The 22,021-nt window shown below is 56.3% G+C and carries 20 protein-coding genes and 4 tRNA genes; 19 read left to right on the top strand and 5 right to left on the bottom strand.

Annotated elements, in window-relative coordinates:
* Positions 1 to 8: 8 nt before the first annotated feature.
* Complete coding sequence (gene pyrC / locus AB6K10_RS12835) at positions 9 to 1,046, top strand: dihydroorotase (RefSeq protein ID WP_159342239.1); 1,038 nt, start codon at positions 9 to 11, stop codon at positions 1,044 to 1,046.
* Positions 1,047 to 1,135: 89 nt separating this feature from the next.
* Here the strand turns inward: pyrC and mtnN are convergent, their stop codons facing one another.
* Together mtnN and folD are read right to left on the bottom strand one after the other, a co-directional pair.
* The gene (gene mtnN / locus AB6K10_RS12830; RefSeq protein ID WP_285263294.1) at positions 1,136 to 1,843 is read right to left on the bottom strand and encodes a 5'-methylthioadenosine/S-adenosylhomocysteine nucleosidase; all 708 of its coding nucleotides are present in this window, start codon (positions 1,841 to 1,843) and stop codon (positions 1,136 to 1,138) included.
* 47 nt (positions 1,844 to 1,890) lie between these two features.
* Entirely contained in the window at positions 1,891 to 2,751 is an 861-nt protein-coding gene (gene folD, locus AB6K10_RS12825) for a bifunctional methylenetetrahydrofolate dehydrogenase/methenyltetrahydrofolate cyclohydrolase FolD (protein WP_159342237.1), read from the bottom strand.
* Positions 2,752 to 2,960: 209 nt separating this feature from the next.
* Here folD and AB6K10_RS12820 point away from each other — a divergent pair.
* From AB6K10_RS12820 to AB6K10_RS12805, 4 genes are all read left to right on the top strand, one after another.
* Positions 2,961 to 3,037 (top strand) — tRNA-Pro (locus tag AB6K10_RS12820).
* 86 nt (positions 3,038 to 3,123) lie between these two features.
* A tRNA-Arg gene (locus tag AB6K10_RS12815) sits at positions 3,124 to 3,200 on the top strand.
* Between the two features lie 60 nt (positions 3,201 to 3,260).
* A tRNA-His gene (locus AB6K10_RS12810) sits at positions 3,261 to 3,335 on the top strand.
* A gap of 31 nt (positions 3,336 to 3,366) precedes the next feature.
* Positions 3,367 to 3,441 (top strand) — tRNA-His (locus AB6K10_RS12805).
* An 84-nt stretch (positions 3,442 to 3,525) separates the two neighbouring features.
* On the opposite strand, the gene AB6K10_RS12800 is transcribed toward AB6K10_RS12805, so the two are convergent.
* Complete coding sequence (locus tag AB6K10_RS12800) at positions 3,526 to 6,204, bottom strand: EAL domain-containing protein (RefSeq protein WP_339118883.1); 2,679 nt, start codon at positions 6,202 to 6,204, stop codon at positions 3,526 to 3,528.
* Positions 6,205 to 6,308: 104 nt separating this feature from the next.
* On the opposite strand from AB6K10_RS12800, the gene AB6K10_RS12795 reads away from it, so the two are divergent.
* Genes AB6K10_RS12795 through AB6K10_RS12780 form a run of 4 tightly spaced genes read left to right on the top strand, consistent with a single transcriptional unit; the run spans position 6,309 to position 8,886 of the window.
* Positions 6,309 to 6,596 carry a hypothetical protein gene (locus tag AB6K10_RS12795; RefSeq protein ID WP_016915086.1) on the top strand — a complete coding sequence of 96 codons (288 nt, stop codon included), beginning with the start codon at positions 6,309 to 6,311 and terminating at the stop codon, positions 6,594 to 6,596.
* Positions 6,593 to 6,937 carry an IS66 family insertion sequence element accessory protein TnpB gene (gene tnpB / locus AB6K10_RS12790; RefSeq protein WP_044630870.1) on the top strand — a complete coding sequence of 115 codons (345 nt, stop codon included), beginning with the start codon at positions 6,593 to 6,595 and terminating at the stop codon, positions 6,935 to 6,937. Before AB6K10_RS12795 ends, tnpB begins: the two co-directional genes overlap by 4 nt.
* 28 nt (positions 6,938 to 6,965) lie before the next feature.
* Entirely contained in the window at positions 6,966 to 8,627 is a 1,662-nt protein-coding gene (locus AB6K10_RS12785; RefSeq protein WP_339118472.1) for an IS66 family transposase, read from the top strand.
* On the top strand, positions 8,617 to 8,886 hold the full coding sequence (locus AB6K10_RS12780) for a hypothetical protein (protein ID WP_062375866.1): 270 nt from the start codon (positions 8,617 to 8,619) through the stop codon (positions 8,884 to 8,886). Before AB6K10_RS12785 ends, AB6K10_RS12780 begins: the two co-directional genes overlap by 11 nt.
* Here AB6K10_RS12780 and AB6K10_RS12775 read toward each other — a convergent pair.
* Complete coding sequence (locus AB6K10_RS12775) at positions 8,857 to 9,603, bottom strand: hypothetical protein (RefSeq protein ID WP_339118882.1); 747 nt, start codon at positions 9,601 to 9,603, stop codon at positions 8,857 to 8,859. The two genes, AB6K10_RS12780 and AB6K10_RS12775, sit on opposite strands and share 30 nt — an antisense overlap.
* Positions 9,604 to 9,938: 335 nt before the next feature.
* Between AB6K10_RS12775 and AB6K10_RS12770 the strand changes: the two genes are divergently transcribed.
* From AB6K10_RS12770 to AB6K10_RS12755, 4 genes are all read left to right on the top strand, one after another.
* The gene (locus AB6K10_RS12770; protein WP_159342235.1) at positions 9,939 to 11,180 is read left to right on the top strand and encodes an FAD-binding oxidoreductase; all 1,242 of its coding nucleotides are present in this window, start codon (positions 9,939 to 9,941) and stop codon (positions 11,178 to 11,180) included.
* Positions 11,181 to 11,282: 102 nt separating this feature from the next.
* Positions 11,283 to 11,492, top strand: a complete 210-nt coding sequence (locus tag AB6K10_RS12765) for a putative motility protein (protein ID WP_159342234.1) — start codon at positions 11,283 to 11,285, stop codon at positions 11,490 to 11,492.
* 226 nt (positions 11,493 to 11,718) lie between these two features.
* On the top strand, positions 11,719 to 13,308 hold the full coding sequence (locus AB6K10_RS12760; RefSeq protein WP_159342233.1) for a peptide chain release factor 3: 1,590 nt from the start codon (positions 11,719 to 11,721) through the stop codon (positions 13,306 to 13,308).
* Positions 13,309 to 13,327: 19 nt separating this feature from the next.
* Entirely contained in the window at positions 13,328 to 14,116 is a 789-nt protein-coding gene (locus AB6K10_RS12755) for a TatD family hydrolase (protein ID WP_159342232.1), read from the top strand.
* Here the strand turns inward: AB6K10_RS12755 and AB6K10_RS12750 are convergent.
* Entirely contained in the window at positions 14,107 to 15,063 is a 957-nt protein-coding gene (locus AB6K10_RS12750) for a folate-binding protein YgfZ (RefSeq protein WP_159342231.1), read from the bottom strand. The genes AB6K10_RS12755 and AB6K10_RS12750 overlap by 10 nt on opposite strands.
* Positions 15,064 to 15,293: 230 nt before the next feature.
* Between AB6K10_RS12750 and AB6K10_RS12745 the strand changes: the two genes are divergently transcribed.
* The 6 genes from AB6K10_RS12745 to cls all read left to right on the top strand — a co-directional run bounded on the left by AB6K10_RS12745 (position 15,294) and on the right by cls (position 21,989).
* Entirely contained in the window at positions 15,294 to 15,491 is a 198-nt protein-coding gene (locus AB6K10_RS12745; RefSeq protein WP_159342230.1) for a hypothetical protein, read from the top strand.
* Complete coding sequence (locus AB6K10_RS12740; RefSeq protein WP_159342229.1) at positions 15,492 to 15,899, top strand: OsmC family protein; 408 nt, start codon at positions 15,492 to 15,494, stop codon at positions 15,897 to 15,899. It abuts the gene before it with no gap.
* A gap of 24 nt (positions 15,900 to 15,923) precedes the next feature.
* Positions 15,924 to 17,948 carry an excinuclease ABC subunit UvrB gene (gene uvrB, locus AB6K10_RS12735; RefSeq protein ID WP_159342228.1) on the top strand — a complete coding sequence of 675 codons (2,025 nt, stop codon included), beginning with the start codon at positions 15,924 to 15,926 and terminating at the stop codon, positions 17,946 to 17,948.
* A gap of 3 nt (positions 17,949 to 17,951) precedes the next feature.
* Positions 17,952 to 18,782, top strand: a complete 831-nt coding sequence (gene nei / locus AB6K10_RS12730) for an endonuclease VIII (RefSeq protein WP_339118881.1) — start codon at positions 17,952 to 17,954, stop codon at positions 18,780 to 18,782.
* A 176-nt stretch (positions 18,783 to 18,958) separates the two neighbouring features.
* Positions 18,959 to 20,464, top strand: a complete 1,506-nt coding sequence (locus AB6K10_RS12725) for a fumarate hydratase (RefSeq protein WP_159342226.1) — start codon at positions 18,959 to 18,961, stop codon at positions 20,462 to 20,464.
* 106 nt (positions 20,465 to 20,570) lie between these two features.
* Positions 20,571 to 21,989, top strand: a complete 1,419-nt coding sequence (gene cls, locus AB6K10_RS12720) for a cardiolipin synthase (RefSeq protein ID WP_253016344.1) — start codon at positions 20,571 to 20,573, stop codon at positions 21,987 to 21,989.
* Positions 21,990 to 22,021: the final 32 nt, after the last annotated feature.

Below are 22,021 nucleotides of genomic sequence, written 5' to 3'. Positions count from 1 at the left end.
GATTTGCCGTGGACGCTATTACCCTGACCCGCCCTGATGACTGGCACCTGCATTTACGTGATGACGAGGCGCTCAATGCCGTGGTGGGACATACTGCTGCGCAAATGGGTCGTGCGATCATCATGCCGAACCTAAAGCCACCGGTGACCACGACAGAGCAGGCAGTAGCTTACCGCGAACGCATCTTGGCCGCGCTACCCGAAGGCAGTACTTTTGAGCCGCTGATGGTTCTCTACCTCACGGATACGACACCGCCCGAGGAGATAGAGCGTGCCGTCGAGAGTGGCATCGTCAAAGCCGTGAAGCTTTATCCGGCAGGGGCCACGACCAACTCTGCCTCGGGAGTGACGGACATTGCCCACTGCGATGCCACCATTGCCATGATGGCAAAGCTGGGCATGCCGCTGCTGGTACATGGCGAGGTCACCGACCACGAGATCGATATCTTCGATCGGGAAGCGGTGTTCATCGAGCGTGTTATGAAGCCGTTGCTGGCGCGACACCCTGAACTAAAAGTGGTGTTCGAGCACATCACCACGCAGCAGGCTGCGGAGTTCGTCGCCAGCGCGTCTGACAACGTAGCCGCCACGATTACTGCCCACCACCTGCTCTTCAATCGCAATAAAATGCTGGCAGGCGGTATTCGCCCTCACTATTACTGCCTTCCCATCCTCAAGCGCGAACAGCATCGACAGGCTTTGTTGAAAGCCGCCACCAGCGGTAGCCCCAAATTCTTCCTGGGCACTGATAGTGCTCCCCATGCAAAGGGTGACAAAGAGTCGAGCTGTGGCTGTGCCGGTGCTTATACGGCGCCTGCCGCCATCGAGCTTTATGCGACGGCCTTCGAGGAGATGCAGGCGCTGGATAAGCTGGAGGCTTTTGCGAGTCTTAACGGCCCGCGGTTTTATGGCCTGTCGCCGAACGCAGACGCCATTACGCTTGAGCGGCGCGAGTGGACGCTGCCGGCGAGCTATCCCTATGCGTCTGGTCAAACCATCGTGCCGTTACTGGCAGGTGAAACACTTGCCTGGGCGATGAAAAAGTAACCATAAGCGTGTGAGTGCGTCATAAAAAAACGGAGCCAATGAGGCTCCGTTTTTTTGATCGTGGCGGTGACTCCACGAGCGCATAGGATTTACTGACCGCCTAATGCCAGCAACATGTGATCTACCATGCGGGAAGAGTGGTCGGCGGCCATATCGAGGAACTGCTCGAAAGAGAGGTGGTTATCGCCGCTTCCGGGAATGTCGGAAAGGGCGCGAATGACCACGAACGGGCAGTCGTAGAGATAGCACGTCTGGGCAATGGCGGCGCCCTCCATTTCGACGGCGAGCATGGTAGGGAACTGCGCGCGCGTGGCGGCTACCCGCTCAGGGTCGGACATAAACGCATCGCCCGTCGCAATCATGCCCTCGCGCACGTTGACTTCTCCCAGGGCGGCAATGGCACCACGAGCGATGTCACGCAGGCGCTTGTCGGCATGGTACGCCGGTGGCATGCCCGGCACCTGGCCAATTTCGTAGCCAAAGACCACTGCATCCACATCGTGATGGCGGACTTCATCGGAAATGATGACATCGCCAATGGCTAGGTCGGTGGCAAAACCGCCTGCCGAGCCGGTGTTGATGATGGCGTCCGGTTGATGACGCTCCAACAGAATCGCCGTGCCGACGGCGGCGTTCACTTTGCCGATACCCGACTGCAGAATGACGATGTCGAGGCCATGTCGCGTGCCGGTATGAAAGACGAACCCGGCATGTTCGTAGCGTTCTGCGTTCTCGAGCTGTCCCGCTAGAAGCTTCACTTCTTGCGCCATAGCGCCAATAATTCCAATGCGTTGCACGGGCTTCTCCATCATGGTGCGAATGAGTATTCGGTGAGGGGCGTTCTTCAAGACGCCTGATCGTGATGCTCGGCGGCTTCCAGCGTATTCTCAAGCAGGGTGGCGACCGTCATCGGGCCAACGCCTCCCGGCACCGGCGTAATGTGGCTGGCGCGCTCGGCCGCCGCCGTAAAATCGACATCACCCACCAGTGTGCCATCTTCCTGACGATTGATACCTACATCGATGACTACGGCGCCGGGTTTGATCCATTCACCCTTGACGATCCCCGGTTTGCCCACCGCCACCACGACCAAGTCGGCGCGACTGACATGGCTGGCCAAGTCTTGGGTAAAGCGGTGGCATACTGTCGTAGTGCAGCCCGCTAGCATCAGTTCCAACGCCATTGGCCGCCCGACGATGTTTGAAGCGCCTACGATGGTGGCATCCATGCCGCGCACGGCGATGCCACTTTGCGCCAGCATGGTCATGATGCCCTTGGGCGTGCAGGGGCGCAGAGAAGGAAGGCGCTGCGCCAGCCTGCCCAAGTTATAGGGATGAAAACCATCGACGTCTTTATCCGGACGGATACGCTCGAGAATGGGGCGAGCATCCAAATGGTCTGGCAAGGGGAGCTGTACCAGAATGCCATCTACCGTGGCGTCTGCATTGAGCTGATCAACCAGCGCTTCTAATGCCTCTTGCGTCGTATCGGCAGGAAGAGCGTGTTGAAAAGAGAGGATACCCGCCTGTTCGCAAGCACGATGCTTGTTGTTGACATACACATGTGAGGCGGGGTCTTCACCGACCACAACAACGGCTAGTCCGGGGGCGCGAGCGCCGGTTTGCTGGCGTGCCGCAATTTTCTCGGCCACGCGTTGACGGACATTAGCGGCGATGGCTTTACCATCGATGAGTTGGGCGGTCATGTAGTGAAATCCCTATGAGGTTGGAAAGCGAAGCAAACGACACGCGCAGTCACAGGACGCGCTTTAAAGTGGGAGTAATTTTCGCATGGTAGGGCGACAAGGCAAAGCGCCTATCGAATCAATCACTTTAAGTGTTGACTTTAAAATTAGAAATAGTAATATATGCCTCGCTTGAGACGGGACACGCAGCAACGTCTAAGGTAAGTAATCGGGATGTAGCGCAGTCTGGTAGCGCGCCTGCTTTGGGAGCAGGATGTCGGGGGTTCGAATCCCTCCATCCCGACCATGTACCTAGCACGGAAGGTGTTAATCTGCTTCTCCAAACTTTGGTTGTGGTCAAGTGCTCATCCGTATTCTCTGGATACATCATGTGCGCCCATAGCTCAACCGGATAGAGCAACGGCCTTCTAAGCCGTAGGTTGCGGGTTCGAGTCCTGCTGGGCGTGCCAATCAAATACTTCTCTGTGTTTGTTTCCAGTTGGATATTTTCAAGCTTGCTTTTGTCAGTGGTGGATGTAGCTCAGTGGTAGAGCCCCGGATTGTGGCTCCGGTGGTCGTGGGTTCGATCCCCATCATCCACCCCATTGGCAATTAGCGAACGGTTTACAGGTTGTGGTGGATGTAGCTCAGTGGTAGAGCCCCGGATTGTGGCTCCGGTGGTCGTGGGTTCGATCCCCATCATCCACCCCATTAACCTGACTTTTCTTTTATTCTTTTTTTGTTTAATCCCTCCCTAAGTTGTTTTATTTTCTTATTATCTCTTACCCCGTTTTCTTATCGCGGCATGACTTTAATACGTCCATTGGCGGCAGCGGTGATGGGCTCTGGTTTTCCCAATAAGTATCCCTGCGCATAATCGATCCCCAGCGAATGCAACATGTCTAACGTCGATGGATTCTCGACGTATTCGGCGACCGTATCGATATGCAGGGCTTTGCCGACGGCATGAATCGCTTCTACCATCGCGCGGTCGATGGGATCATGGTGAATGTTACGAATGAAGTTGCCATCGATTTTGAGATAGTCGACGGAAAGCTGCTTCAAGTAGCTAAACGATGATAGCCCGGTGCCGAAGTCATCGAGGGCAAAACGGCAGCCCAACGATTTCAGTGACTGAATTAATTCGCTTACTTTCGAGAGCTGCGCAATCGCAGCGCTTTCGGTGATCTCAAAACACAGCGTGCCTTCAGGAAGATTGGCCCGGCGCACTTGCTGAATCAGCTCTTGGCAAAAATCGCTGTCCGATAGAGAGTCTCCCGATACGTTGATTCCCCAGTGGCCCACGCTTTGGCCATCTGCGCAGCGATGACGATCGCCGAGCCAGGCAAGCGTATTGCGAATCACCCAGCGATCGATACGCGGCATGAAATGGTAGCGCTCTGCCGCCGGCAGGAAACTGCCGGGAGCAATGAGAGTACCGCTTTCCTCCAGGCGTAGCAGAATCTCTCGATAACCTGGGCCTTGGCCGCATACCGCGCTGATGGGTTGTGCGAATAGCCGAAACGTGTCGTTATCCAGGGCATTTTGCAGACGTTGAACCCACTGCAGTTCGCCATGGCGCTCTAATAGTGCATGGTCGTCGGGTTGATAGCAGTGAAGGCGGTTTCGGCCCGCCTCTTTGGCGGTATAGCAGGCGGCGTCTGCTGCGTGCAGCGTGTCCGACAAGCGCATGGGATTTTCCGAGGTGATCGTGACCAAGCCGATGCTCACGCCAATACCGAAGGTATGTCCTTGCCATGCAAAGCGAAAGTGCTCGATATCTCGGCGAACCGCCTCACCAATGATCTTGGCTTTGTCCAGTGGGCAGTGGGGCAACACCAGGGCAAATTCATCCCCGCCCAATCGAGCCACGGTATCACTGTGGCGCACGTGGGCTTTCAGCTTCATGGAGACCTGACGAAGTAGTTCATCGCCTGCCAAATGGCCGCAGGTGTCGTTGACGATCTTGAATTGGTCCAGGTCCAAGTAGCAGAGCACATGATGGTACTCCTCTTCCTGGGCGAGCAATTTGGTCAGCAGTGCCTCAAAGGCTCGCCGGTTCATTAGCCCCGTGAGGTTGTCGTGGGTTGCTTGATAATTGAGCTGCTCCGAGAGTTGCCGTGTCACACTGACGTCTTGAAACACCACTACTGCGCCCAGCGTGATGCCGCCTCGAGAACGAATGGGCGCGGCGCTATGCTGTATGGGAAAACGTTTGCCGTTGCGGTGCAGCAGCTGGCAGTGTTCACTGAAGTGCACGGCCCGATGCTGGGTGAGTACCTGCCGCGCCGGATTGCTGATGGGCTCGTCGCTTAGCTCATCACGAAGTGAGTAGATTGTCTGAATCGGTTTGTTGGTGGCGTCAGCAAGTGTCCACCCCGTGAGCCGTTCTGCCTCGGCATTAAGAAAAGTCACACTGCCGCTGGCATCGCACGTGATGACACCATCGCCTATAGACGCTAGCGTGGTGCGTGCCAAATCTCGCTCCCGGTTCAACTGTTCTTGAAGCTGTTTACGCTCGGTGATGTCCCGGACCATGCCCGAGCACTCAGAAACAGAGCCCGCAGCGCCTTCACTTACTTGGATCTCTAAATAGCGGACTTGCTGGTCATGCAGACGCAGTTTGATTTCATGCTTTGCGCCAGGCGTGAGCAGCTTATTGGGCAGTAGCGTGTTGACAGGACGCCCGACCCACTGCTTCGCCTCCACGCCAAACAGTGCTTCTGCGCCTGGGTTCAGTCCCGTCAGCGTGCCGTCGGCTTGCCAGGTAACGACGCCATCACGAAGGTTACGCAGCATGACCTGGGTGTGTCCGACTGCACGTTCCAGCGCTGCCGAGACGCGATTATAACTAGCGGCGATTTCACCTACCTCGGTGAACGGGTCTGCCTCGATGCGCTGGTGCATGTCCCCCTGCCGTTCATGTTGACGCATGTGCTCGAGCAGCTGATGCAGCTCGTTTTTGGCGCCATGCTCTGCAAGGTTGAGCCCCATTTTTTCCGCGTTTTTCGAGACACGCAAAGGCAGGAAGCGGCGAGTGATGCTAAACAGCAGCCATGCAATCCCAAAACTCCACACACCGCAGGCCGCCACACCCAATAGCTGAATACCGAACTGATCGGCGCGACCGAGGGGGTGATCGAGGAGAGAGAGGTCAGCCAGCCATGGTAGGGCAAGCGTGCCCCAGATGCCGCTGACCAAATGCGCAGGAATCGCGCCCACCGCGTCATCGATCTGCTTCTTCAACAGCCATTCGTTGGCCAGCACCATGAGCACACCGCTCACGCCGCCCATGAGAAATGCCGTGGTCAATGAGAGCACATGGGCACCTGCCGTGACTGCCACCAAGCCAGCAATGGCGCCATTGATAGCGTACATCACATCGGCATAGCGCCGAACCCGCCAGCCCACTAGCATGGCCGATAAAATGCCCCCCACGGCGCCCAGCACGGTATTGGCAATAATTCCAGGCACCGAGCCATCCAGAGCGAGCGTAAGCGTTCATTCCACGACGTTCTGCCACCCTGCTGAAAATCGCCCTACAGTAACCTCACACTTTCCAACACGAGGTTACCCCCATGAGAAAGCACCGCACACCCGAACAGTGGCAGGCTCTGGTCAATCAGCAGCGTGACAGTGGTCTGTCAGCTTCGAAGTTCTGCAAACAAGAGAACATCGGCTACGCCAGTTTCTGTAACTGGCGCAAGCGCCTGTCCGATCAGGCGGCCGGTGACTCAGCGGATTCCGGCGAAGCCGGTTTTCTGGACCTGTCCTCTCTGATGGGTGCGGCGCAGTCCGGCCCAGGCTGGAACATTGTGCTGAGCCTGGGCAACGGCGTCGAACTGCGGCTGAGCCAGAACGGATGATCGGGCTCGATAGCCAGGCGCGCATCTGGCTGTGCACCGAGCCCACCGACATGCGCAAATCGTTCCGGGGCCTGAGCGCCCTGGTTCGGAATCAATTGAAGCACGACCCCCTCAGCGGTCAGTATTTTGTCTTCGTCAATCGCCGTAAGACCCAGATGAAGATGCTCTACTTTACCGCCACCGGTTACTGTCTGTGGGCCAAGCGCCTGGAGCAGGGCCAGTTCCGGGTGCCGTTATCCGCCTCCGGTCAGCGAACCCTGACCCTGACGGATTTGCAGCTGCTGATTGACGGCATTGAGGTGCAGAAATACCGCCAGTTCAAGCGTTTTCGAGGGGTATAGAAGACAGAGTTCCGGTATAATATCGGCCATGAATTCAACGGCTTCAGCTTCTTCTCCCGGTACACTTTCCTCCTCGGCTCTGGCCGAGGAGAATGCACTGTTGCGGGAGCAGTTGGAGGCCCAGGCGGAATCCATTCGGCAGTTGAAACACCAGTTAGACTGGTTCAAGAAGCAGCTGTTCGGCCCCAAATCCGAGAAGCAGGTGGTCGATCTGCCCGGGCAGGACAGCTTGTTCCAGCCAGAGGAGGCACCGCGACCGGAACAGCCTGCCGATGAAGAAAAACGCACTATTAAGGCTTACCAGCGCGGCACCGGCAAGAAGCAGCGGGACGACGATTGTCTGAACGACACTGGCCTGCGCTTTACTGCCGGGGTGCCGGTGGAAGTCATTGAACACCTGCCACCGGAGCTGACCGGTCCGGACGCCGACCAGTACGACATCATTGGCACTAAAACGACTTATCGCCTGGCCCAGCGCGCCTCCAGCTATGTGGTGCTCAAATGCGAACGCCCGGTGTTCCGTCGTAAGGGCACTGACTCAAAACCTGTGACGACGCCAGCCCCGTTCAACGTGCTGGACAACAGCCTGGCCGATGTCAGCCTGCTGGCCGGGTTGCTGGTGGACAAGTTCCAGTTCCACCTGCCGCTGTATCGCCAGCACCAGCGCATTCAACAAGCGGGTATTACCCTCAGCCGCAGCACCCTGACGAACCTGGTGAAGCGGGCCATCGACCTGCTTCGGCCCATTGTGGACGCCCAGACCGACAACGTGCTGCGCAGCCGGGTGCTGGCCATGGACGAAACACCCATCAAAGCGGGCCACCAGGGCCGGGCAGGCCCGCAGAAAGGCAAGATGAAAACAGGCTGGTTCTGGCCCCTATACGGTGATGACGACGAAGTGGTGTTTACCTACTCGAACAGTCGGGGCCGACTGCACATCGAGCAGGTTCTGAACGACCAATTCAGTGGCACTCTGATCAGCGATGGTTATGCCGCATATGCCCGCTATGCCGCGGCCCAGAAAGGTATTACTCATGCTCAATGCTGGGTGCATAGTCGCCGTTGCTTCGTTGAGGCCCAAAAGGATCATCCTGAGAAGGCCACCGAAGCCCTGCAACAGATCGCGAAGCTGTACCAGATTGAAGATACCATTAAGGAAAAGGAGCTCACCGGCGAGAAGAAGCGCCAATACCGGCTGGACCATGCGAAGCCGGTCGTCAGCGGCTTCTTCCAGTGGTGCCGGGATCAGTTGGCACAAGGCGGCCTCGTGCCCAGCGACCCGCTGACCAAGGCCCTGAACTACGTGCTCGGTCGCGAAGCGAGCCTGACCGTGTTCCTGGAAAACCCGGACGTGCAGCCAGACACCAACCACCTGGAACGGGCGCTACGCCCCATTCCAATGGGCAAGAAAAACTGGATGTTCTGCTGGACCGAACTGGGCGCGGAACACCTGGGCATCATCCAGAGCCTGATCAGCACCTGCAAGCTGCACGATATTAACCCCTACACTTACCTGGTGGACGTGCTGCAACGCGTCAGTCAGCATCCCGCCAGTGAAGTGGCGAACCTGACTCCGCGGCGCTGGAAAATCCGGTTCGCCGAGAATCCGCTACGGGCTCTGATCGATCCCCGTCATCCGGACCGACAAGCCACGCAACTCACACCGGTGGAGGTCGTCCATGCGCATTGAGGACATGAGCATCGACGAGTTGCTGGAACTGAACCAGTACATCTGCCAGCGCATTGATGAACTGCAAGAACAGGAAACCCTGCAAGCCTTGAGTCGGTTGCGGGTTGGTCTGAAAGTGACCTTCGAAGGCCGAGAAGGACCGGTGTTGGGGATCGTCACCAAGATCAACCGCAAGAGTGTGATCGTGCTGGGCGAGGAAGGCAGGAAACAGTACAAGGTCTCGCCGGAGTTACTTAGGCCTCTGCGTGACGTGAAGTAGGTCAACTACGTCGTAGGATGAACGCTTACGAGCGAGCGTGCTTCCACCATTGAAGCCAAACCAGCCAAGTACCATGAACAGCGCCCCAAGCATTGCCAGTGGCAAATTACCTGCTGGAAATGCAGTGGGTGGCTTATCGACTTGAAAACGTCCCCGGCGGGGGCCGATGACCAGTACCGCCGCGAGTGCCACCCAGCCGCCAACGCTGTGAACCACGGTCGCACCGGCAAAATCGATGAATCCAAGCGACGCCAGCCATCCCGGCGCGCCTCCTAACAAGCCGCCCCAGGCCCAGTGGCCAAAAACGGGGTAAATCAAGAGCGCAATCCAAAACGCGGTCCATAAATAGCCGAGGAACGGCATTCGTTCAGCGACGGCGCCGGCCACGATGGTCGCGGCGGTGGCACAAAACATCGCTTGGAAGATGAAAACGGTCATTAGCCAGGTGTCGGTCGATTCGAGCTGCCAACCAAACAGCGAGCTGCCCAACCATCCCGCTTGAGAGGCGCCAAACATCATGCCAAAGCCGGCTAGCCAGAAAACGCTGACGGCAATGGCAAAATCCGCTAGGTTTTTCATAGCGACGTTGATGGCGTTTTTCGTTCGTGTGGTGCCTGCCTCCAGGCAGAGAAACCCGGCTTGCATCACGAATACCAACGCGGCCGCCCAAAGCACCCAAAGCGTGTCGATCAGAGTGGTGTCAAAGCTATCGATCATGGGTGTGTTCCTTGTGTTGATTGGGTGCAATGCAGGCACTTAATTGGTGCAGGGAATCGCGAGATGCTGCCTGTAAATGCAGCGTTCGGCCTGCTGCGCAGCGAAACGTTGGATCTAACAAAACGGGCCTAATGATCATTAAGCAAATGTTATGCCGTGGCTAGCAAAGTCATCCTTTATTACGCTTTATGCGAGATAAAAAACTAAAAAAATGAGTTAAAACAGTGTTTGTGACTATGCAAAAGCGCTTTGATTGGTGATATTTTTCAATACGTTATCCGTGCTGCTGGCGGCATGAGGCGAATTGATTTTTAGAGCGATAGGAGTGCATCAAAATGGCGCGTCAAACGGTGGTGTTGGGGGCAGGTATGGTGGGTGTCAGTGTTGCTTGGCAGCTACAAAAACGTGGCTATCAAGTAACGCTGGTGGACCGCCGTCAGCCTGGACGAGAAACCTCGTTTGGCAACGCCGGTATCATTCAGCGTGAAGCGGTGAGGCCTTACCCCTTTCCTCGTGATATGAAGACTATCTTGAGCGTACTGCCAAACCGCCGTGTCGATATCCGTTATCGTCCCGCTGGAATGGTCAATGCGGCGTCACCGCTATTGAGCTATTGGCACCACTCCTCATCACGGCTGTATAAAAAAATCGTGCCTGAGTACGCCTCGTTGATTCAGCTCTGTTTAGAGGCGCATGGACCCATGATCGAAGCATCGGGGGCAGAGCATTTGGTGCGCAAAGAGGGTTGGCTGGAGATCTATCGTACCCAGGATAAGCTTGCCAAACGCGTCAAGGAGGCCGAGGAAGCGCGCGAGCTTTATGGCGTCGAATTCAGCGTGCTCGATCGCGCTGCGTTGAGTGAAAAGGAGCCCCAACTGGGCGATAAGATCATTGGTGCTATTCATTGGCTCGACCCATGGACGGTCGCCGATCCGGGTGGATTGGTGGCCGCCTATGCCGCCTCTTTTGAGGCCATGGGCGGAAACTTAGTGCAGGCGGATATTACGGGCGTCACTCAAATCGATGAGCGCTGGCGCGTGACGACCCAGGAATCGACGTTCGAAGCCGATGAAGTGGTCATGGCGCTCGGGCCTTGGGCGGGGCAATGGATGAAGCCGCTGGGTTATCACTTCCCGACGTTTGTGAAGCGCGGCTATCACATGCACTACGCGACCCAGCCAGGGGCGACATTGAATTATTGGCTGATGGATGCCGAGATTGGCTATTTGCTGGCACCCATGAATGCAGGCGTACGGCTGACCACCGGGGCTGAATTGGATCGCTTAGAATCGCCGGCCGATGAAGAGCAGCTGGGTGCCGCTGAAAACGTTGCGCGGACGATTTTTCCATTAGGTGAGCGCAAGGACAGTGCCGCCTGGAAAGGCGCACGCCCGTGTTTGCCAGACATGAAGCCGGTGATTGGCCCAGCGCCGCGTCATCCCGGCCTCTGGCTCGCGTTCGGCCACGGTCACCAGGGCTTTACACTAGGCCCTGCGACCGGTCAGCTGCTTGCCGACATGATGGAACAGAAGCCAACCGCCATCGACATGACGCCGTTCCGTGCAGATCGATTTTAAACGGCTTGTCTCATTTCGTAACACAATGACAAGCGACAAACGTGGCCCCAGTGGTGTGGGTTTGCTACGCTAAGAGTGTCATTCAATAGACTGAGGTGCAGTATGGATGTAGCTGCAAGCAATGCAGTCAGTACGGCGCTGTATATGAATCAGGCGCAAACCGCTGAGCAAGCGCAGATGCAAATGTTCCGCGAAGCGCTGGACGTTCAAGCCGAGCAAATCACCGAAGTATTGGCATCTGCTGACACCGGCGCTCAGCCAAGCCTGGCACAAGAGGGCAGCGTCGGCACGCAGGTCAACACCTACGCCTGAGGCTCGTTCTTGGCTTGTATTGAGTCGCCCTCAAACGCCGACACTGTCGGCGTTTTTTTATGCGCGGAATAAGCCAATGGATGATTGCGTAGCACTGGCCTGACAACGCAGCGGCATGCACGCGGTGGTATGCCGTCGCAGCCGAGTTGCGTTACCATAGGCATACGACGCCGAGGGTTTGGCGCTACGTTTTAAGTCACCACGTTGTACCATCTTAGAGAACTCCATGTCTGACGCCCAAATAGCGCGCGAAGCCGAGCTGCGCCGTACTTTTGCGATTATTTCGCACCCTGACGCCGGTAAGACCACGATCACGGAAAAGATGCTGTTGTTCGGAAATGCCATCCAGTTGGCGGGGTCGGTGAAAAGCAAACGTAATGATCGCCATGCTACGTCTGACTGGATGAAGATGGAGCAGGAGCGGGGCATCTCGGTCACAACCTCCGTCATGCAGTTCCCCTACGGCGGTCGGATCGTCAACCTGCTGGATACGCCAGGTCACGAGGACTTCTCCGAGGATACGTATCGCACCCTGACGGCCGTGGATTCTGCGCTGATGGTCATCGATGGCGCAAAAGGCGTCGAAGATCGCACCATCAAGCTAATGGAAGTGTGTCGTTTACGTACCACGCCCATTCTGACGTTCATCAACAAGATGGATCGCGACATCCGCGATCCGATCGAAGTCATGGATGAAGTCGAGACGGTGCTCAATATCCAGTGCGCACCGATGACCTGGCCAATCGGGATGGGGCGCCACTTCAAAGGGGTGTATCACCTCTACAACGACGTGATCCATCTATATACCCAAGGTCAAGGCAGCCGGATACCGGATGACAAGCGCATCGAGGGGCTGGATAACCCGGAAGTGGATGCCATCCTGGGCGAGGAGCAGGCGGAAGAGCTTCGTATGGAGGTCGACCTGGTGCGCGGCGCGTCTCATGAATTCGACCTAGAGGCCTATCGCCGTGGCGAGCTGACGCCAGTCTATTTTGGGACTGCGATGGGTAACTTCGGCGTGCGTGAAATGCTGGATGGCTTCGTCGAGCATGCGCCCGCCCCGCAGCCTCGTGAGACCGATACCCGTGAAGTCACTGCGAAGGATGAGCGCTTTACCGGTTTCGTTTTCAAGATCCAGGCGAACATGGATCCGAATCACCGGGACCGAATCGCTTTTCTACGTGTCTGTTCGGGCAAGTACGAAAAGAACATGAAAATGCGCCACGTACGCATCGGCAAAGACGTCAAGATTGCCGATGCCCTGACGTTCATGGCCTCGGACCGCTCACAAGTGGAGGAGGCTTGGCCGGGTGATATCATCGGCCTGCATAACCATGGCACGATTCAGATTGGCGATACGTTTACCGTGGGTGAAGATATGCGCTTTACCGGCATTCCTCACTTTGCCCCTGAACTCTTCAAACGAGTGCGCTTGAAAGATCCGCTCAAAATGAAAGCGCTGCAAAAAGGCCTGCAGCAGCTTTCGGAGGAGGGTGCCACGCAGGTCTTCATGCCGATGGATAACAACGACCTGATTTTGGGGGCCGTAGGTACACTGCAGTTTGACGTAGTCGCTCACCGTTTGAAGGAAGAGTATAAAGTCGACTGCCTCTATGAAGGCGTCAACGTGCAAACTGCCCGCTGGGTGTACTGCGACGATGCAAAAATGCTCGAAGAGTTCAAGCGGAAGGCAAGTGCCAACCTGGCTATCGATGGTGGTGGCTACTTGACCTACATCGCGCCGACGCGGGTCAACCTGCAAATGACCCAAGAGCGTTGGCCAGACATTCGCTTCCAGCCAACGCGCGAGCATTAATACCCGCAAGGGGGATTAGATGCTGATAGACGCCCACTGCCATCTAGACGCCGTGGCATTCGAAACGGATCGTGACGCCGTCATCGATGCAGCCAAGGCGGTGGGCGTCTCCCGTTTCATCGTGCCAGCGACGGTACGCAAGCGTTGGCCGCATGTGCTGGCGCTTGGCGAGCGCGACGAGGTCCGTATCTGTCTAGGGCTTCACCCCTATTTCACTGAGCAGCATCACTTGGATGACTTGACGGCTCTCGAAACGCTGGTCAATCAGCGGCTCTATGACGCACCTCAGACCCGCCCGGTGGCGATTGGTGAATGCGGTATCGATGGTCGTTTCACGGACAGTCTTGACGCTCAGTGGCACTATTTCGATGCCCAGCTCTCCATCGCCAAGCGCTGTCGTTTGCCCGTTGTGGTTCACTGCGTCAAAGCCAACGACAAAGTCAGCCAGCGGTTACGCCAGCAAGCGTTACCTCGAGCGGGACTCGTTCATGCCTTTGCTGGCTCTTACGCACAGGCCGCCAAGTTTTTGGATGCGGGCTATATATTGGGACTAGGTGGTGCGGTGACCTATGAGCGCGCTCAGAAGTTGCGCCGTGTAGTAGCAGCCTTGCCTGATGATGGGTTCGTGCTGGAAACCGACAGCCCCGATATGCCGCTATGTGGCTATCAAGGACAGCGCAACGAACCTTCACGCGTGGCGCAAGTGGCCAAGGTAGTGGCCGAACTGAGAGGGCAGTGCTTATCGACCGTGGCGGCATCGAGCCGTGACAACGCCGCCCGGGTATTTGGGCTAAACGATCACTCCTGAGCAAGCTGAGCGGCTAACTGCTCTGGGTCCAAGCGCTCGATAGGATAAGGAAGCGTCTGCAGGGTAAGAGGCGTTTCCTGCCAATATACGTTCAGTGCTTCTTCCATCACCTTGGTGTTCATCACGGCCAGAAGCTCGATGTGCTGATCGTCGCTGGATGCGCTGCTGACGACTTCGCCTAACGATTTACCGCTCTCGTCCACCAGTGAGGCACCCAGCTCAGGCAATGAGGCGGTGTTGGCGCGGGCATGGACGAGGCGCTTCTTGACTTGCCCGCGGAAATGGGCGCGAGCTACGACCTCTTGGCCGGTGTAGCACCCTTTTTTGAAACTAATTCCGCCCAGGGCTTCCCAATTCAGCATTTGGGGCAGGAACTGATCCTGCTGGGCGGCCGTGAGCCAAGCTAGTCCGCTACGAATATCTGCCAGCTTCCAGGCGTTGAGCAATGCCTCGCTGTCTATCACCACGTCTTGAGGCTCGTCTTCGAACATGAATAGCCAACGGGGAGACCCAGGGAGGCGTAAGGCCGTGCCTGACGCGCTAGTGGCGTGGGTGTATGGCTGCTCGGGCAGCGTCACGTTCAGATGATGGGCCAGGTCGTCGGATGGCTCGTTGGCGCCTGCGAAAACGACGTGTTCAGCGACTGTTAATTCTGCTTTGTAGAAAGCGGCGAATTTTTTCAGATGTTGAACCAGATCGTTGGCCAGCGAGGCATCAAGAACCAGTCGAAAATGATCCGTCGCGAGCCGATATAGCTGTCCATTGGCCAACATGCGGCCTTTGGGAGTACAAAAACAGGTGAGTGGCGCAAACGTACCGTTCGCCAATCCCACTTGCGCACTGGTTTGACCTTGCAAGAATGTCTCCGCATCGGCCCCTTTGATATCCAGCGCAGCATACTGATTCAAACGTACGGCGCTGGAGGGCGGCGTCTTCTCCATGGTCATGGTCGCTCCTGAGCATTGTGGGTAAGCATCGTAGATAAGAGTCGTCGATGAGAGTGGCCAGTAAAACAGCTCATTCATTCGTTCAGTAAAAGTGCGGGCAGACTCGTTGGATTGCAAGGGCTTGACAGCATGCTAGACTCTTCATTTTGTATCAGGTTTGCATAGGTAATGGTCGTTGTCGGTTGCCGCGACGCTATGTAGGCAAACCCTTTTCTTCGTAAGGATGGTCCATGGCAGTTCAATCATTGAGTTTTCAGGGTGTTACCACCGCCGAACAAGTCAACAAAATCACTACCGCCCTAATGATGCTGGATGGCGTCGATAGTGCTGAAGTAGGTCGCTACGGCGCGGAAGTGGAGGGGCGCGCGAAACGTGACGTCCTGATCAAGGCCATTGAAAAACTTAACCTGCGCATCAAGGTATCGTAAATGCATCCGCCTATCGTGGTGATCAGTGAACGAAATAGCGCCTTTCGTCAGCGCGTCGAGGTCAACGGCATGGATGACCTCTTCGCGGATGTACCCACGGTGGTAGGAGGAGACGAAAGCGCTCCAGACCCCCATGACTATTTTGATATTGCGCTGGGAACCTGCAAGGCGATCACGGTCCAAATGTACGCCAAGCGCAAGCAGTGGCCGTTGGAAGGAATCACCGTCAAAGTGCAGCGCGATGACAGCGGCGAACGCCAAGGCCTCTACAAGCTGGACGTGACGTTAGAGCTTCATGGCATCAGCGATCCAGAGCAGCGCGCTAAGCTGGAAGAGATCAGCCATCGCTGCCCGATCCAACGCCTGATGACTCAGGCTACGATCGAGATAGCCACCCATACCGTGTAGGCCCACCTGCCAATAGGAGCAACGATGAGCAAGGAATTTCGTCTGCAGTCAAAATTTCAGCCTGCGGGCGACCAGCCTGCAGCCATTCGCGGGTTGATCAGCGGTTTGGAATCAGGTCTTGCCCATCAGACGCTGCTTGGGGTCACTGGTTCGGGTAAAACCTTCACCATGGCCAACGTGGTACAGCAACTGCAACGGCCTACCATCGTCATGGCGCCCAACAAAACCCTGGCGGCGCAGCTGTATGGTGAATTCAAATCGTTCTTTCCGGATAACGCGGTCGAGTACTTCGTTTCCTATTACGACTACTACCAGCCTGAGGCCTACGTTCCCTCGTCGGATACGTTCATCGAGAAAGATGCCTCGATCAATGACCATATCGAGCAGATGCGTCTTTCCGCCACCAAAGCGCTCTTGGAACGCCGTGATGCGCTGATCGTCGTCTCTGTATCGGCGATCTATGGTTTGGGTGACCCTGACCAATACCTCAAGATGCGTCTTCACTTCACACGTGGAGAAATGATCGACCAGCGCGCGTTTCTGCGCCGGTTGGCCGAGCTTCAGTATACCCGTAATGATATGGACTTCCGTCGCGGGACTTATCGCGTGCGGGGCGACGTCATTGATATTTTTCCTGCGGATTCGGATGAAGAGGCGGTGCGCGTCGAGCTGTTCGACGACGAAATCGACTCCATTCGCTTGTTCGACCCGCTGACCGGCGACGTACGTGGGCAAGTACCGCGCATGACGATTTACCCGAAGTCTCACTACGTGACCCCCCGTGACACCATTTTAGAAGCCATCGATGCCATCAAAGCAGAGCTCAAAGAGCGCTTGGAGTGGCTGCGTAAGCACGAGCGGTTGGTAGAGGCTCAGCGGCTCGAGCAGCGGACGCTTTACGATATCGAAATGATGCTCGAGTTGGGGTACTGCAACGGTATCGAAAACTACTCGCGCTATCTCTCTGGCCGTGCTCCTGGCGAGCCGCCGCCCACGTTTTTCGACTACCTGCCGGATGATGCGCTGCTGTTCATCGACGAGTCACACGTGAGCGTGCCCCAAGTAGGTGGGATGTACAAAGGCGACCGTTCGCGCAAAGAGACGCTAGTAGAGTATGGGTTTCGTTTGCCGTCCGCATTGGATAACCGCCCGATGAAGTTCGAGGAGTGGGAAGCGATCTCACCTCAAACGATTTTCGTGTCTGCGACGCCAGGACCTTACGAGGCCGAGCACGCTGGCCAAATCGTCGAGCAGGTGGTGCGGCCAACGGGGCTCTTGGATCCGCAGATCGAAGTACGACCGGCCAGTTCGCAGGTAGACGATCTATTGTCAGAGATTGGGTTGCGCACGGCGGTGGGTGAACGGGTGCTGGTGACGACCCTGACCAAGCGGATGGCAGAAGATCTGACCGACTACCTCGATGAGCATGATATCCGAGTGCGCTACCTGCACTCCGATATCGATACGGTCGAGCGCGTCGAGATCATCCGAGACCTGCGGCTGGGTAAGTTCGATGTGCTGGTGGGAATCAACCTGTTGCGGGAAGGATTGGATATTCCCGAGGTGTCGCTGGTTGCCATTTTGGATGCAGACAAAGAAGGGTTCCTGCGCGCCGAACGCTCGCTGATCCAAACCATTGGCCGTGCCGCGCGTAATGCCAACGGTAAGGCGATTCTATACGGTGATCGAATCACCGATTCCATGCGCAAAGCAATCGACGAGACCGAGCGCCGTCGTGCCAAACAGATGGCGCATAACGAAAAGCATGGTATTACGCCCACGACGGTCACACGCTCCGTGGCGGACATTCTCGAAGCGGCCCAAACGCCGGGTAAGAAAGGCAATCGCCGTAAGGGAAGTGAGCGAAAAGTGGCCGAGCCAGAGGGCGGATACGATGTGGCGTCCATGGGCCAGCAGGATCTTCTGGCTGCCATCAGCAAACTCGAAGATGCCATGTTCGAAGCGGCGCAAAACCTGGAATTTGAAGAAGCCGCACGGTTACGTGACCAGCTTCATCAAATGAAAGAAAAACAGCTGGCGCTAGGATAACCGATGCCTGAAGGTCCTGAGATCCGCCGAGCGGCGGATCGCATTGAAAAGCAGATTGGTGGAAAAATTCTCGAGGATGTCTGGTTTGCCTTTCCCGAGCTTGCTAGCCAAGCCAGCTCGCTGATCGGTGTCAACGTCTCGGCGGTGGATACGTGGGGCAAGGCCATGCTGATTCGTTTTGCGGATCATCGGGTGCTTTATTCCCATAACCAGCTTTACGGCGTGTGGAAGCTGCACGCCGCCGACAAGCCTCCTAACACGTCGCGCTCCTTACGGGTTCGTTTGGTAGCAGATGGGCGTGCCGCCAGTCTGTACAGCGCGTCTGATGTGTCGCTGTGGGAAGAGGAGAGGCTGGCGCATCATCCGTTTTTATCCCGTTTAGGACCTGACTTGCTGAGCCAGCAGGTCAGTGCTGCCGACGTACAGCAACGTCTTTTATTACCGGCGTTTAGGCGCAGGAGTCTAGGGGCACTGCTGCTCGACCAAGGGCTGGTTGCCGGCCTAGGTAACTATTTGCGTTCTGAAATTCTGTTCTTTTCCCAGTTGCATCCCAAGCAGCGTCCGAGTGACCTCACGAGTGAGCAGCTATCGGTGTTGTCCTCCCATATCATCGATATTACCCGTAAGGCTTACCGGACAGCAGGCGTCACCAATCAGGACGCGTGGATCGAACAAGCCATTGCCTCTGGTGAGCCTCGCCGCCAATGGCGGTTCAGCGTGTTCGAGCGCGCTGGATTATCGTGCCATCGCTGTGGCAGTGTGATCGAGCGCATGACGGTAGGGTCCCGCCGACTCTATTGGTGCCCTCGGTGTCAGCAATCTCCTTCGTTATAAAGTTTATACCGTTATCTTGTCTGTTTTACGCGATGTTCCAACCAAAGAGTTAAACGAACCAAGCGGGTAGGCCACTGGATTGGCTGCCGCCTTGGGCCTCGATACGGTATACTTCCCGCACACTTAGACGGCCGTTAAGGCTGCAGCCTAGACGTTAACCGAGGAGCTGTTAATCCATGACCGTGATTCGCCAGGACGACGTGATTCAAAGCGTTGCCGATGCTCTGCAGTACATCTCTTACTACCATCCCAAAGATTTCATTGACGCCATGGCTGCGGCCTACGAGCGGGAAGAGAACCCGGCAGCCAAAGACGCCATTGCGCAGATTTTGATCAATTCGCGCATGTGCGCTACGGGGCACCGCCCGATTTGCCAAGACACCGGCATCGTGACGGTCTTCGTGCATGTGGGTATGAACGTCACGTGGGACGCCGAAATGAGCCTCGACGACATGGTCAACGAAGGCGTGCGTCGTGCGTATCAGTTGCCGGATAACGTATTGCGGGCCTCGGTTCTGGCCGATCCTGACGGCAAACGTCAGAACACCAAAGACAACACACCCGCCATCATCCACCATAAAATCGTGCCGGGCGATAAAGTCGATATCCATGTGGCAGCGAAGGGAGGCGGTAGCGAAGCAAAATCGAAGTTCGCCATGCTCAACCCCTCCGATAGCGTGGTCGATTGGGTGATGGAACAGCTCCCCAAAATGGGCGCGGGCTGGTGCCCACCGGGCATGCTGGGGATTGGTATTGGCGGTACCGCTGAAAAGGCAATGGAGATTGCCAAAGAAGCACTGCTCGATCCCATCGATATTCAGGAACTGCAAGCCCGTGGTGCCAGTAACCGTGCCGAAGAGCTGCGTCTCGAGCTGTTCGACAAGGTCAACAAAAGCGGCATTGGCGCACAGGGGCTGGGCGGCTTGACCACCGTGCTGGATATCAAAGTCAAAGATTATCCGACGCATGCAGCGAACAAACCCGTTGCGATCATTCCTAACTGTGCTGCTACCCGCCACGCGCATTTTACGCTGGATGGGTCGGGCCCTGTGGCCCTGCCAGCGCCGAAGCTGGAAGATTGGCCAGAAATCACCCGGGAAACGGGTGATAACGTCAAGCGTGTCCACTTGGATACCGTCACGCCGGAAGAGGTGAAAACCTGGCAGCCAGGCGATACCCTGTTGCTAAACGGCAAACTGCTGACCGGACGCGATGCTGCCCACAAACGCATGGTGGATATGATCGCCAAAGGGGAGCCGTTGCCGGTCGACATGAAAGGGCGATTCATTTATTACGTGGGTCCGGTCGATCCGGTTGGCAACGAAGTGGTAGGTCCGGCGGGGCCCACGACAGCGACCCGCATGGACAAGTTCACCCGTACGATGTTGGAAGAGACGGGACTATTGGGTATGGTCGGTAAAGCTGAGCGTGGCCAAGCCGCCATCGAAGCGATTCGTGATAATCAAGCCGTGTATCTCATGGCGGTAGGTGGCTCGGCTTACCTGGTTGCTCAGGCCATCAAGAAGTCGCGAGTCGTAGGGTTCGAGGATCTCGGGATGGAAGCCATCTACGAATTCGAAGTGGAAGACATGCCCGTCACCGTTGCAGTCGATAGCCAAGGCACGTCGGTTCACCAAACCGGCCCGGCCAAGTGGAAAGAAATCATTGCCGAAAAAGCGTGATACGCTGGTGAAATAGGCGTGGTATGACGACAGGAGCCCCGTTCTAGCGGGGCTCCTGTGTATGAGACATAAGAAGTCACTCCGAAGGGTGGGCGAGGAATAGCGAATGACCTCTTGGTTGTTAGGGACAGGGATTATGTTGATTCACGTGCTGGGATTGATCTCGGCCGTGATGGCATTGATGTCGAGTCGAACGTCGCAAGGAGCGGTAGCCTGGATCATTTCCCTGCTGACCTTTCCTTATGCAGCAGTGCCTGCGTACTGGCTCTTCGGTCGGCCGCGTTTTTATGGCTACGTCACCGCTAGAGGCGCTAGAGACTCAGTGCTGCGTCGGGTGCTCGTCCGCTATCGCCATAACGTGAAACCTCACGTGGCCTATTCGGAGAACACCGATATTCAAGCCGTCGAGCAGTTAGCCATGATGCCGCTGACGAAAGGCAATAGCTCCGAGCTGCTGGTCGATGGCCAGGCGACTTTCGACAGTTTGTTCGCCGGTATCGAGCAAGCGCAGGATTATCTGCTCATTCAGTTTTTCATCGTACGTGACGACGAGCTAGGTAGGCAGCTTCATCGATATTTGATCGCGGCCGTCGAGCGTGGCGTGCGCGTCTACTTTCTTTATGACGAAATTGGTAGTCGCAAACTCAATGACGGCTATTTGAACGAGCTGAGTGAGCGTGGTGTCGAAGTAACCCCGTTCCGCTCGTCACGCGGACTCAAACACCGCTTCCAGCTCAATTTCCGGAATCATCGCAAAATTGCGGTGGTGGACGGTAAGCAGGGGTGGGTTGGCGGCCTTAACGTCGGTAATGAGTACCTTGGCAAAAGTGCCAAGCATGGTCCTTGGCGAGATACCCATCTATACGTTCAAGGCCCCTGCGTCTTAGGGCTGCAAGAAGCCTTTTGGGAGGATTGGCACTGGGCTACGGGGGACGTAATCACGCTGAACTGGCATGCTGAAAGCCATCCGCAGCAAAATCAGCAGGTGGTCATTGTTCCCTCCGGACCTGCCGATAAGCAGGACACCGCAGGTTTGCTCGTCCAGCAATTGATCCATAGTGCCAACCAGCGCTTTTGGGTCACCAGCCCTTATTTCGTACCTGATCAGGGAGTGCAGGACTCTCTGCGGTTAGCCGCCATGCGCGGTGTCGATGTACGCGTCATGATTCCTGAGCGGCCTGATCATTTGCTGGTGTTTCTCTCGGCGTTCTCCTTTTTGCCGGACATGCTCAAAGCAGGCGTTAAAATATACCGTTATCAACCTGGCTTTTTACACCAAAAAGTCATGCTCATCGATAACTCGTCTGCCACGGTGGGCACAGTTAACCTGGATAACCGATCGTTTCGACTGAACTTTGAAATCACGGCCTTCATTCCCAGCGCAGACTTTGCCCGCGACGTAGCCACCATGCTGGAAAACGATTTTGCGCAATGTCGGCGAGTGACCCTCGATGAAGTCAGCCAGCGCCCTATGTGGAAAAAGGTCGTGTCCCGTGCTGCTTATTTAATGGCACCCGTACAGTAAACGTCTCTCCCAGCCAAATAACCTAACCCCAG

This window comes from Halomonas sp. BMC6, from assembly GCF_964204995.1.
In the GTDB taxonomy this organism is placed as follows: Bacteria; Pseudomonadota; Gammaproteobacteria; order Pseudomonadales; family Halomonadaceae; genus Vreelandella.
Note: the sequence above shows the minus strand (reverse complement) of the source record. Positions and strands in the feature narration are given on the sequence as shown.

Excerpts from the sequence above, each read along its gene's own strand:
- folD (WP_159342237.1), bottom strand. The coding sequence starts at position 2,751 with ATGACCGCCCAACTCATCGATGGTAAAGCCATCGCCGCTAATGTCCGT.
- AB6K10_RS12795 (WP_016915086.1), top strand. The coding sequence starts at position 6,309 with ATGAGAAAGCACCGCACACCCGAACAGTGGCAGGCTCTGGTCAATCAG.
- tnpB (WP_044630870.1), top strand. The coding sequence starts at position 6,593 with ATGATCGGGCTCGATAGCCAGGCGCGCATCTGGCTGTGCACCGAGCCC.
- AB6K10_RS12785 (WP_339118472.1), top strand. The coding sequence starts at position 6,966 with ATGAATTCAACGGCTTCAGCTTCTTCTCCCGGTACACTTTCCTCCTCG.
- AB6K10_RS12780 (WP_062375866.1), top strand. The coding sequence starts at position 8,617 with ATGCGCATTGAGGACATGAGCATCGACGAGTTGCTGGAACTGAACCAG.
- AB6K10_RS12775 (WP_339118882.1), bottom strand. The coding sequence starts at position 9,603 with ATGATCGATAGCTTTGACACCACTCTGATCGACACGCTTTGGGTGCTT.
- AB6K10_RS12770 (WP_159342235.1), top strand. The coding sequence starts at position 9,939 with ATGGCGCGTCAAACGGTGGTGTTGGGGGCAGGTATGGTGGGTGTCAGT.
- AB6K10_RS12765 (WP_159342234.1), top strand. The coding sequence starts at position 11,283 with ATGGATGTAGCTGCAAGCAATGCAGTCAGTACGGCGCTGTATATGAAT.
- AB6K10_RS12760 (WP_159342233.1), top strand. The coding sequence starts at position 11,719 with ATGTCTGACGCCCAAATAGCGCGCGAAGCCGAGCTGCGCCGTACTTTT.
- AB6K10_RS12755 (WP_159342232.1), top strand. The coding sequence starts at position 13,328 with ATGCTGATAGACGCCCACTGCCATCTAGACGCCGTGGCATTCGAAACG.
- AB6K10_RS12750 (WP_159342231.1), bottom strand. The coding sequence starts at position 15,063 with ATGACCATGGAGAAGACGCCGCCCTCCAGCGCCGTACGTTTGAATCAG.
- AB6K10_RS12745 (WP_159342230.1), top strand. The coding sequence starts at position 15,294 with ATGGCAGTTCAATCATTGAGTTTTCAGGGTGTTACCACCGCCGAACAA.
- AB6K10_RS12740 (WP_159342229.1), top strand. The coding sequence starts at position 15,492 with ATGCATCCGCCTATCGTGGTGATCAGTGAACGAAATAGCGCCTTTCGT.
- uvrB (WP_159342228.1), top strand. The coding sequence starts at position 15,924 with ATGAGCAAGGAATTTCGTCTGCAGTCAAAATTTCAGCCTGCGGGCGAC.
- nei (WP_339118881.1), top strand. The coding sequence starts at position 17,952 with ATGCCTGAAGGTCCTGAGATCCGCCGAGCGGCGGATCGCATTGAAAAG.
- AB6K10_RS12725 (WP_159342226.1), top strand. The coding sequence starts at position 18,959 with ATGACCGTGATTCGCCAGGACGACGTGATTCAAAGCGTTGCCGATGCT.
- cls (WP_253016344.1), top strand. The coding sequence starts at position 20,571 with ATGACCTCTTGGTTGTTAGGGACAGGGATTATGTTGATTCACGTGCTG.